Annotated in this window: 9 protein-coding genes and 1 pseudogene; 1 reads left to right on the top strand and 9 read right to left on the bottom strand. The window is 38.3% G+C overall.

Annotated elements, in window-relative coordinates:
* Positions 1 to 282: 282 nt before the first annotated feature.
* The 9 genes from LI241_RS07090 to LI241_RS07050 all read right to left on the bottom strand — a co-directional run bounded on the left by LI241_RS07090 (position 283) and on the right by LI241_RS07050 (position 10,705).
* Positions 283 to 1,575: an immunoglobulin-like domain-containing protein gene (locus LI241_RS07090; protein ID WP_008687600.1), complete on the bottom strand. Its 1,293-nt coding sequence runs from the start codon at positions 1,573 to 1,575 to the stop codon at positions 283 to 285.
* A gap of 126 nt (positions 1,576 to 1,701) precedes the next feature.
* Positions 1,702 to 3,294, bottom strand: coding sequence for an NAD(P)/FAD-dependent oxidoreductase (locus tag LI241_RS07085; RefSeq protein WP_008687598.1), 1,593 nt, complete (start codon positions 3,292 to 3,294; stop codon positions 1,702 to 1,704).
* Positions 3,295 to 3,344: 50 nt separating this feature from the next.
* Complete coding sequence (locus LI241_RS07080; protein WP_008687596.1) at positions 3,345 to 4,385, bottom strand: acyltransferase; 1,041 nt, start codon at positions 4,383 to 4,385, stop codon at positions 3,345 to 3,347.
* Between the two features lie 70 nt (positions 4,386 to 4,455).
* A complete protein-coding gene (gene alr / locus LI241_RS07075; protein ID WP_008687594.1) occupies positions 4,456 to 5,604 on the bottom strand; it encodes an alanine racemase in 1,149 nt (382 codons plus the stop codon).
* Positions 5,605 to 5,622: 18 nt separating this feature from the next.
* Positions 5,623 to 6,687, bottom strand: coding sequence for a D-alanine--D-alanine ligase family protein (locus tag LI241_RS07070; protein ID WP_008687593.1), 1,065 nt, complete (start codon positions 6,685 to 6,687; stop codon positions 5,623 to 5,625).
* On the bottom strand, positions 6,684 to 8,081 hold the full coding sequence (gene murF / locus LI241_RS07065) for a UDP-N-acetylmuramoyl-tripeptide--D-alanyl-D-alanine ligase (protein ID WP_008687592.1): 1,398 nt from the start codon (positions 8,079 to 8,081) through the stop codon (positions 6,684 to 6,686). The genes LI241_RS07070 and murF overlap by 4 nt, the downstream gene beginning before the upstream one ends.
* 410 nt (positions 8,082 to 8,491) lie before the next feature.
* Positions 8,492 to 9,922: a beta-Ala-His dipeptidase gene (gene pepD, locus LI241_RS07060; protein ID WP_008687591.1), complete on the bottom strand. Its 1,431-nt coding sequence runs from the start codon at positions 9,920 to 9,922 to the stop codon at positions 8,492 to 8,494.
* Between the two features lie 67 nt (positions 9,923 to 9,989).
* Complete coding sequence (locus LI241_RS07055) at positions 9,990 to 10,160, bottom strand: hypothetical protein (protein WP_213540096.1); 171 nt, start codon at positions 10,158 to 10,160, stop codon at positions 9,990 to 9,992.
* The gene (locus LI241_RS07050; protein ID WP_008687590.1) at positions 10,133 to 10,705 is read right to left on the bottom strand and encodes a Crp/Fnr family transcriptional regulator; all 573 of its coding nucleotides are present in this window, start codon (positions 10,703 to 10,705) and stop codon (positions 10,133 to 10,135) included. Before LI241_RS07050 ends, LI241_RS07055 begins: the two co-directional genes overlap by 28 nt.
* Before the next feature lie 85 nt (positions 10,706 to 10,790).
* Between LI241_RS07050 and LI241_RS07045 the strand changes: the two are divergent.
* Positions 10,791 to 11,669 (top strand): annotated as a pseudogene (locus LI241_RS07045) (DUF3100 domain-containing protein).
* Position 11,670 lies beyond the last annotated feature (1 nt).

Raw genomic sequence — 11,670 nt, 5'->3', positions numbered from 1 at the left:
ATGTTAAAGTATTTTTCTCATCTGTATGAATGATTTCAGGTAACTTTTAAATAATCACAAATACATCATACCTATTTCTACTTAAAAGTTTAGCACGCTTATTTCTCATCGTCAATAAAAATGGTTATTTTATGTATGATTCATTAAGTATATTTACTCTTTCATACAATGTGATTGATAATAGATTGCTTTCCCTATGTTTTCCTAAATAACCTGATCAAATAAAAAAAGCTAGGAATCAAACAAATTGATTACTAACTTAATAAGAAAAAATATGATATATTATTTTATTTCATCCACCGTCGCAAAACGATAGCCTTCCTTCTTCATATTCTTTATAAAGGTATCCATGGCTTCATAGTTTCCTTTATTGCTAGGATGCAAAAGATAGATAGCACCATTATGATAATGATCCATCATTGTCTTTAATGCTTCTTCTCCACTTACATCACTGGCATAATCATAATAAGCGTGACTCCAAAAATACGTACGATAACCTAAATCCTTTACCATTTTCATTGCACGTTCGCTGCCTCCGCCTTTCGGAAAACGAAAGACTTTCTTCATTGGTACTCCGCATACTTCCATATACGTTTTTTCTGTCTCTGTAATTTCCTTAACAAAAGCATCTACATCTTTAGCGTTGGCAAGTGTCGTCATATCATAATGGTGCCAAGTATGATTGCCGATTACATGACCATGCTTCACAAGATCGCGCATAAAATCGGCTTCGTTCTTGATATAGTTACGCGTCAAGAAAAAGGTCGCTTTCACGTCGTTTTTATTTAAGACATCAGCAATTTGTTTGATATAGGTAATATCATTTCCCCCTTCATCAAACGTCAGATAAATAACCTTTTCATCTTTCCCCTGATAATAAGCATCATATTTATCTAATAAGCTTTGCGGTTTTGCGCCAGTAGTCCGTTTATGTTCCTTACTTTTATTAAACCACCATTCTTCTGCAGTATTGTCGTAATCATCATGATTATAATACAGCTTGGTCGTTGTAGGATCTTTACAAACCTGCACTTTACGTGTGACACTGGCAATATTGTTACTAGCGTCTTTGACTTGATAAACAATGTCATAGGTACCTGTTTTTTTCATATTAACATGATGTTTAACCGTTACTTTTTTGGTTAGATCACCATCATAATTATCCTGTGCATGAAAGCCTGGTTCTTGATACGTACCATTCTCAAACACTCGAATCATCTTTCCTTGTTTTAGTGTAATAGTAGGTGCTTTCGTATCAACAACATGTACCGTTCGACTTACTTTTTTATCATAACTATCAAGATGATAGACGATTGTATACGTTCCTAATTTATCTGTATTCAGATTCGAGGTGCGTTTCACTTCATCACTATAATCATGAAATCGATAGCTCGCTATCACTCCGGGATCGCGAAATGATTCATGTACCTGTACCTTCATTTCTTTGTCTCCATCCACTTTTAACAATGGTACGAATAAGCCACTGAAAAAGAGTATTTTAACGAGTACACCTATTACACAAATACCTAAGCATGCCAAAATTCCATAAATCGTATAGCGGCAACGTCTGCTCATATGCATCACCTCATGGTAAAGCGTATGCATAAGCATCATTTTTTATGATTGTTAAGTAGTTTATGATCGTATGTATCCATGCCCATAACATTTATTAAGAATGGTACAAGTTAATCGCATTATTTATTATTCTTGGTGATAATGATACATTCCAATTAATTGCTCACTGCAACGCAAACCATCAATCGCCGCCGATACAATGCCTCCTGCATAACCGGCTCCCTCACCACAAGGATAGATACCTTTGATTTGTATAGAGGTACAATCTTCTTTATTTCTTATCATGCGAATTGGAGAACTGCTGCGTGTTTCCACACCAATCAGTACAGCATCTTGATAGGCAAAGCCTTTCAATTTTTTATCTAATCCTTGTATTGCTTCTTCCATCGCCTCACACACATAGCTTGGCAAGATAGTATGCAGATTTGCCGGTGTTACCCCTAACGCATAGGTTGGTACTACACTGCCAAACCCTTTTGAAGTTTGATGTGCCAAAAAATCCTTAACCAATTGTGCTGGAGCCTTATAAGAACATCCGCCTGCCTGAAATGCTTTTTTCTCTAATGTTTCCTGAAATTGAATCGCTTTTTCCGGGTCATTCCCATAATCCTCAGGACGTATTTGTACCAGCAAGGCACTATTGGCATTTTCTCCATCACGGGCATGCTCACTCATGCCATTTACCACAACGCCACCTTCCATAGAGGCACTTGGCACGACATATCCACCCGGACACATGCAGAAAGTATATACCCCGCGCCCATTGGATGCCGGATAGGTCAAACGATATTCTGCCGCTTTTAAACGAGGATGATTCGCATATGCTTTGTATTGCGCTTCATTGATCAAGCGTTGTGGATGTTCGATTCTGGCTCCTACAGCAAATGCCTTTGGCTCTACTGCGACACCTCGTTTCATCAACATACGCATCGTATCACGAGCGCTGTGACCGATTGCTAAGATTAGTTGTTCACACGGTATCACTTCACCATTTGCCACAACACCACAGACTTCTCCTTTTTCAATCAAGATATCATCTAAACGCGTAGAAAAGCGGATTTCTGCCCCTAAACGAAGGATTTCTTCACGCATGCGTTTCACGATATCACGTAATAAATCCGTACCGATATGGGGATGCGCTGTATATAAAATATCTTCAGGAGCTCCAAAGCGTACAAACTCTTCCAAAATCTTGCGAATGCGTACATCCTTTACTCTGGTAGTTAATTTGCCATCGCTAAACGTTCCGGCACCACCTTCTCCAAACTGCACATTACTTTCGGTATTTAAAATTCCTTCCTTCCAGAAGTGTTCAACGCTTTTTACACGTTTTTCCACACATTCTCCACGTTCTAAGATTAAAGGTTGATACCCCATCTGGGCTAATAACAAAGCTGCGAACATACCGGCTGGTCCAAAGCCAACAACAATCGGGCGATGGACAAGTCCGACAACACCTTTTTTCGGCATGCGATAGCGTTCATCCGGGGTCTTGGTGATATCCTTATGAGGATGTTTTAAGACATTTTCTTCATGTTTGAGGGTACAATCCAGCGTATACGTAAACTGCATATGGCGCCATCTTGCATCAAAGGTTTCTTTATGAATGCGCCAAGATAGTAATTCCTCTGGTGCTATGCGCAATTTTTTAATAATTTTTTCCGGAAGTAACGTCATATCTTCTTCTAACGTTAAATGAATTTGTTGAATACGTATCATAAGTATTTTTCTCCTTTAAAAGGGAAAAGAAAGCCAATCAGCTTTCCTTTCTAAGCATATAAGTGTTTGAAAATAGGGAAATGTTTTGCTAGTGTATAAATAATGAGCGCAAACAATAAGGAAGACAACGCAACAATTCCATATTGTAATAAAGCATTCATCGTTGGAAATAAAGCTGTGACCACAACAACAAACATAAGATGAGATACATAGATCAATAGCGATAACACACGCAAGGTCTTATAAAGCTCTTTGACCTTAAGATCTATGGATAATAAAGTAATAAATAAGAATGCAACCGTTGGTACCAACATCAAATACATACTTGCCAAATCATGCATATATCCTTGTTCTCTTAAGAAAAAGCATTCTCCGAATAAAGCACACAGGGACAATACAAAGCCGATAAAGGGTCCTAAGGTACTGCGGCTTACGACCATGCGCCCTTGCGCAAAATAAGCACCTAAAGAAATAAACAACATACCAAAGAAAATCCCATTTCGCGTTGTCACAAAAAGCTGGATGTAATAATGGTATGCACGACCTATATAAGGTAACTCTTCAATCATCTGTGGATAAACATTACCAAGCATCCCTATGAGATACAAAAGGGCACTGATGATTATCGTTGTCGTCAAGGAAACATAACGACGCAGAACATAAACAGCACATACCGCTACCATCAAAGCTGGTAAAAACCAGAGATGGTAATAACTTCCGGTAAAGAAGAAGTCACGCAGATAGCGCAAGAAAGTCATCGCATGTAATCCATCGCCCCTAACTAACAAATAATTAAATGGCAAATAGAAGATTGACCAAATCAGATAAAGTTTACCTAAACGAAATACATAATGTTTTAAGGCCGTAACATTTGCATAATCATTCCATTCTCTTTCATTATCCAGTTTCGCAAAAAATAAATAACCGGAAATTATGAAAAACAAAGGTACGGCAATTCTGGCGATAATCTGAACCAATACAAAATTTGCTGTCTCATTTATATCCAATAATGGCCCTGTATGTATACAAATAACTAAAAAAGCACTCATAAACTTTGCAATATCTAATGCACAATATGTTTTCTTCTGCATCATTTCCCCTCCTTTATGATCCCTATTACTTAATTCAGCAGATAATTTCATGAAAAATAGCCACTTCTGGCTATTTATAAATTCTTGGCAATCGCGCACTCATCCAACAAAATGTTTCATTATTGATTGTTTGAGCTAATCTAGTTAATTCATCAATCGGTAACTTTTCATCACCGTCACAACCAAATAAAGTAACAACATCGCCTTCTTTGACATGTTCTATATCTGTAACATCTAACATCATTTGATCCATACAAATATTGCCAATGATCGGTACCCGTTTCCCATGCAACAATGCACATGCCCCTTTATTGGAAACACTGCGTGGATAGCCATCCGCATAGCCTATAGAAACTGTGGCGATACAACTGATGCGCTCACTGGTAAAATGGCGGCCATAACTTACACAGACACCTGGCTGAATCGTTTTTACCATTGAAATGTTTGCTTTTAATTGCATGATAGGCTGAAAATCAGGATGCGTGATCGTATCAATGGCATCATCACTTGTCGCACCTAAGAACAATAAGCCCGGGCGTACATAATCATACTTTAAATCCGGATAGTTCAAGATACCATAACTATTTTGTAAATGGCGTATGCCAACATCAATTCCGGCATCTTCCAAATCCTTCAACACCTGATCAAATAACATGATTTGCTTTCTTGTATAAGCCTTATTATCCTCATCCAGACCATCACTTACACTAAAGTGGGAGAAAATGCCATCGACTGCTATATGTGGCAGATGATAAACTTCTTTCACTTCCTCGATACGGTAGTCCTGTTGTTGTGTTATGATGCCCAAACGTGACATTCCTGTATCCACCTTGACATGTCCATGCATGATAACCCCATGCTCTTTACACCATGCATTTGCTTTTTTGGCATAGTCTAAGGATAAAAAGGTTTGGATCAAATCATGTTGAATGACTTGATGAAAATGAACAGGTGGTGTATAACCTAAGATTAAAATTGGCTCACGGATACCGCCTTCACGTAAGGAAATGCCTTCATCCACACTGCTGACACCGAAAAAATCAATGCCACAGCGGCTCAATTCTTTGGCACATGCCACATCTCCATGACCATACGCATTCGCTTTTACGATTGCCATGATCTTGCTGGTAGAGGGCAATAATTTTTGTATTTCTTTTACATTATGGCTGATCTTGGACAGATCAATTTCCAGCCATGCTCTGGTATCGCTCATCAGCATGGTTCTCACCTCTTTTATTTATCTTGTTAATGCAAATGCAATCAATTTGTCTAATAAATCGCCGAATTCAATACCGGCTTCTTTCATCATCGTCGGATAACGTGAAGTATCCGTAAAGCCGGGAATCGTATTTACTTCATTCATCACAATGCTTTGTTGAGGAGTAACAAACATATCAACCCGTGTCATACCTTTACAATTCATAGCACGATAAGCTTTCAAAGCCAAGCTTCTTGCCTCTTCAAACAGCTCTTTACTGATTCTGGCAGGACAGTAGATATGAGAGTCTACCATTTGATATTTCCCTTCATAATCAAAGAATGGAGCGGCTGTTTCAATTTCATCCACACTGCCCGCAAACAACTCTTTATTTCCCATCACCGCACAGCCGATTTCAAAACCTTCAATCGTCGTTTCCAAAATCACCTTGCCACGGCCATCATGATAAAACGCATCCTTCATGCTTTCTTCAAAGTCATCAAAGGAAGCAATTTTATGAATACCGAAACTACTGCCGGCATTGGCCGGTTTAATAAAGATCGGTAAACCTAACTTAGCTTTTGCTTCTTCATAAATATGTCGATAATCCAAATGTTCATCCTCGTATACACACAGATAAGGGGCACAAGGAATACCGGCATTTTCCATGACGATATGCGCCATTTCTTTATCCATGCAAATAGCACTGCTCATATGATCACAGCCGACATAAGGAATGCCACTTAATTCAAACAATCCTTGAATGGTTCCATCCTCCCCATTCTTGCCATGTAGAACAGGGAAAATACAATCCACTGGAAGTGTTTCATAGCTGCCATCTTCCTTTAGTTTAAGAAACCCCTTTTGGGCAGTGGAGCAGGATAAGACACATGGCGTGATATTACCATCCATCCACGTATCATGCTCAATGGCATCTACATCACCATCATATGCAAACCATTCGCCATCCTTGCTGATTCCGATGAAGATCAGTTCATATTTATCTTTATGTAAGGAACGAATCAAGCTTGCTGCAGAGTGCAGAGATACCGGGTATTCGCTTGATTTTCCGCCAAAAATTACAGCTAATTTCAATGTACTCATTTTACTACCTCTTCTTCCTTTTTTACTAATGCATCCACTACTTCATCCAGCTTCATGCCACGACTTCCTTTTACTAACAGCATGCAGTCTTTATGCTCATATGGACGAAGATAACAGATTAATGCTTCTTTATCCGTAAAGTGTTCAATATGTACACCTGTTAAGTTATTAAATGCTCCTTGTGTGATATAACGCGCCATATCACCAATCGTTAAGACTTCATTTAAATGGTACTTCGCTAAATCTTTACCTAATGTATAATGAATCATATCACTGGTGTCACCTAGTTCCAGCATATCACCTAATACCGCAATCTTATAAGGAACATCAAATTCTTCCATGGTATCTAAAGCTGCCAATGCACTTTGTGGATTTGATTTATAAGAATCATTTAAGATCAAACACTTACCAAAATCAACAAGCTCATTGCGCAATCCTGTTTTTTCAATATTTTGATAACCTTCTCGGATTTCTTCTACACTTAAACCTAACGCTTTCGCTGCAATCCAGGCAGCTGTTGCATTCATCGCTTGATGCTTACCAATCATATCTACATGATATGGACACACATCATCATTTAAACAGAAACTGACACCTTCACGTTTTTGCGTGATATGCGAAATCACATAGTCATTCTGTGGCTTCACTCCAAAGGTGCGGATACGAATATGTCCAGGAATCTGTGCCTGGGTGACCGCATTTTGCAAGATTTCCTGATCACCATTGTAGATAAACAAGCCATGCTCTTTTAATCCTTCAACAATTTCTAATTTCGCTTTAGCGATATTTTCCATCGTTTTCAGATTTTCTAAATGCGCAGTACCTACATTTGAAATAATCGCAATATCCGGTTCTACCATATGCGTCAGAAAAGATAATTCCCCTAAATTTTCCATTCCCATTTCAATAACAGCTGCCTCAACATTTTCACTCAAACTTAATAAGGTTAAGGGAACACCTATCTCATTATTATAATTGCCCAATGTTTTTTGCGTGATGTAGTGTTCTTGAAGCAATGATGCTAAGATATCTTTGGTACTCGTCTTTCCATTACTGCCGGTAATTCCTACCACTTTCATATTTAGTTGATGCCGATATGCCTTTGCTAAGTCTTGCAAAGCTTTTGTTGTATCTTCAACTAAAATAACAACGACCTCTTTGGGAGGATTCGGCTCTTTTCGTTCCCATAAAACAGCTTTTGCCCCATTCGCAATCGCTTGTGCAACATATGCATGTCCGTTATTCTTCACACCATGGATTGGGATGTATAAGTTTCCTTCCACGACCTTGCGAGAATCAATACAGACACCCTGAATCTTTTCTTCAATAGCCCCATTTTCTATATAGTCCGCATCCAACATACGGATAATTGCATCAATTGATCGTATAATCATGAACCTTACGTCCTTTCATTAACATCTTAATATCTACACATATCTTGTTTTCGTGTGATATGTTCCGCATTTTATTATAGCATAACCCCTCCAACTTGAACCAAAGAATTTTCATAATTTCCTTATATTATCGTAAGAATTCCCACATCCATTTTTTTACAGCGCTTTCATGCCGAAAGAATCCCTAACCATAGGAAAGTTCTACCTAAAAAGCAAAAACATCTGTAGAAAGCTAAACACATAGCTACATTTGCATTTACAAAGCTTTATAACAAGGTTAACCATCGAACATATGAAAAAAACATATCGGCATCTTCCCATGTAAGCAAGCTTACCTTGCATAGCATTCACTCATTCATACCATAAAAAAAATCAGACCATATGTGATCTGATCATATTTTCGGATGCGCTTATAAGTTTTCCAGGAAAATCTTTAAAAAGATGTAAGTTCTATCAAAGCTATCCATATCTAAGCGTTCTTGTGGTGTATGAATATCTTCCATCAGCGGTCCCATCGTTACGATTTCCATGTTTGGATTTAAGGCTTTAAACACACCGCATTCTAAACCTCCATGTACGGCTAACAGCGTTAATTCTTTTCCATAAATATCCTTGCATACACGTTTCATAACTTCTCGCAATTCGCTTTTTTCATCATAGCTCCAAGCTGGATAGCGTGCCTCATGTTTTGTTTCAAAACCAAAAGCCTCTGCTAAAATATCCATAGTGATTGCTAAATCATCCACATAAGATTCCAAAGCCCCTCGTAAGGAAACATTTAACATGACTTCTTCATCGCAATGAATGACTGCAAGATTACTACTGGCAGTACTTAATCCTTCAATGCTCATACTGTGATGATGTAAACCATCTGGCACACTAAGCATTAGTTTTAATAAATTTTCACTATCTTCAATGGACATGGCTGTTTTTGCTGATGTTTCATAAAATGCGACTTCCATATTCGCATCACTAAATTCCAATTCCTTTTTTATTAACGCAGTCATTTCCTGGACTGTTTTTTCCAATTTTATAAAAGGTGCATCACTAAAGAAAACAGCTGATGCTTCACGTGGAATTGCATTATCCTTGTCACCGCCATCCATCATATGCAACTGCATATCAAATTTTGCATTTACTGCATATAATATGCGTGCTAATAAACGATTGGCATTTCCACGTTCTTTATCAATTTCACCGCCACTATGGCCACCTTTTAACCCCTTTACATCTAAACGATATGCCTTTTCTTGCATAGGCACTTGCAGATTTGGACGTGTGAAGATTACATTCATACCTCCTGCCGATGAAATACAGGTTGCGGTTTCCCCACCATCATCTAAATTGATCATGCGATTTGCATGCAATTGTTCTTTCTTTAATGCCAATGCACCAAATAATCCTACTTCCTCCTGTACGGTAAAAATGCATTCCAGCATTGGATGTTTGGCCTCTTGATCATCCAATAAAGCCAGCATATATGCCACACCGACACCATCATCCGCGCCTAGCGTCGTTCCTTCCGCCATTAAATAACCGTCTTCCAGTTTTAACTTTAAAGCATCCTTTGCAAAGTCAAAATCCACATCGCGATGTTTCTCACAAACCATATCCATATGAGCTTGTAAAATGATCGGTTCATGCTCTTCATAGCCCTTGCTTGCCGGCTTACATATAATGACATTATTCATTTCATCACGTTCATACGTAAACTGATGTGCTTTTGCGAATTCTTCTAAATAAGCACTATATGCCTCCTCATGAAAAGAACCATGAGGGATACGCGTCATCTCTTCAAAATACTTTTGATGAGCAAATGCATGATTCAAAATAGTTTCCATTTTATACATCCTCCATAAACATAGTGTTATTGTACCACATTCTCTTTGAATTACCATGAGATACGCCTTATTGTTTCACATTCATCTGCCGATAATACCCAATTCGCTCCTTAGCGCACTTCAACTGTTTCGGCGACATTGTGATTTTCCCCTTCTGTATAGCAAACAGACCTTCCTCTTTCAATCTGGCAATCGTACGATTTAATGTTTTTACACTGATGCCAATTTCTTCATACAATACATTGCGTGTTTTTTTAACGACGATATGCATTGCCTGCGGATCTTTAAAAAGGCAGATTCCACATAATTGATCAGATAATCCAGTAATAAGAATTGGGGAGGATAAAACAGCTTTGCCCCACGATTATAACTCGAACGATATAGTTTTAAGGCAACTTTTGCCGCAACCAGACGCAAAAAGTGTATATCCTTAGCAATCCAATCTTCAAAATCTTGCCTGCTTAAGTATAAAATGATACTTTCTGTAATTGTCTCAATCGTCACGCTGGTTTTCGGCATGCCTGCTAAAATCGTTACTTCCCCAATGAAATCTATCGGTTCATTTTTTTCAATCATAAATATATTGCCATTCTCAAATTCATTAATGACCCGATGTTCACCACTGGCGACAATTCCAAAATAGTCAAGCGGACTATCTTTTTGATGAATGATATATCCACTTGGATGTACCTTGATGATAAGACGCTTTTTATATTCTTCAGGCATATACGTAAGATAGTCTTTTAATTGGGGCACGATATGATATACTTCTTCCAATGTCACAGTATCACCTTCATCATTGATTGTATCATGAAAATAGTAAAAATTTTCCTTGAAAATAGCCCATTTGTCCTTTTTTTACCTAATTATGATCTGTTACCATTACAAGGAACAAAAGAGAAAGAGGAAGAAGGTTTATATGAAAAAAGAAAAGTATTCATATCGTTCTTTACAAGAACGCTTGCGGCAGGAATATAAATTATATCTGCTGGCTTTTGTATTTATCGTGATTGCAGATGGTATTGGCGTAATCAAATTACCGATTTGGAAAGGAACTTTTATCCTATTCCCCATCTTTTATGCAATTCTTATGGGGGTATGTGCAGGACCATGTGTTACAAAGTTCATTAAGCGAAAAGAGGTCAAAGCTGCCAGTAAATTGGTTATTGTTGCGATATGTCCTTTTATCGTCAAGTTAGGCGTTAATGCCGGAGCCAGTCTAGAAACCGTCATTTCCGCCGGACCTGCCTTATTATTACAAGAAATCGGTAATTTAGGAACCATCTTCTTAGCATTGCCAATTGCCCTATTGTTAGGTCTAAAAAGAGAAGCTATTGGAGCCACACACTCAATTAATCGAGAAAGTAATCTGGCATTGATTACCGATATGTTTGGTCCGGATTCACCAGAAACCAGAGGAAGCTTATCCATCTATATCGTTGGTGGCATGATTGGAACGATTTATTTTGGTTTTCTGGCTTCTATGAGCGCTGCCACTTCGTAATTTCATCCCTATGCCTTAGGGATGGCTTCCGGTGTAGGGGCCGGTATCATGATGGCAAGTGCTACCGCATCTTTATCCACGATTTATCCGACGATGGCAGATCAGCTTTCTGCATTAGCCAGTGCCAGTGAAACCATCAGCGGAATCACAGGAATTTATGTTGCCATCTTTATTGGTATTCCCTTAACAAAAAAATTATATGACATCTTAGCACCACGCATTAGCAGAAAGAGAGGCGAATAAC

The sequence above is a fragment of the Longicatena sp. 210702-DFI.1.196 genome, from assembly GCF_020563125.1.
Lineage (GTDB): Bacteria > Bacillota_I > Bacilli_A > Erysipelotrichales > Erysipelotrichaceae > Longicatena > Longicatena caecimuris.
Note: the sequence above shows the minus strand (reverse complement) of the source record. Positions and strands in the feature narration are given on the sequence as shown.

Coding starts and splice junctions, on each gene's coding strand:
- LI241_RS07090 (WP_008687600.1), bottom strand. CDS start 1,575: ATGAGCAGACGTTGCCGCTATACGATTTATGGAATTTTGGCATGCTTA.
- LI241_RS07085 (WP_008687598.1), bottom strand. CDS start 3,294: ATGATACGTATTCAACAAATTCATTTAACGTTAGAAGAAGATATGACG.
- LI241_RS07080 (WP_008687596.1), bottom strand. CDS start 4,385: ATGCAGAAGAAAACATATTGTGCATTAGATATTGCAAAGTTTATGAGT.
- alr (WP_008687594.1), bottom strand. CDS start 5,604: ATGCTGATGAGCGATACCAGAGCATGGCTGGAAATTGATCTGTCCAAG.
- LI241_RS07070 (WP_008687593.1), bottom strand. CDS start 6,687: ATGAGTACATTGAAATTAGCTGTAATTTTTGGCGGAAAATCAAGCGAA.
- murF (WP_008687592.1), bottom strand. CDS start 8,081: ATGATTATACGATCAATTGATGCAATTATCCGTATGTTGGATGCGGAC.
- pepD (WP_008687591.1), bottom strand. CDS start 9,922: ATGGAAACTATTTTGAATCATGCATTTGCTCATCAAAAGTATTTTGAA.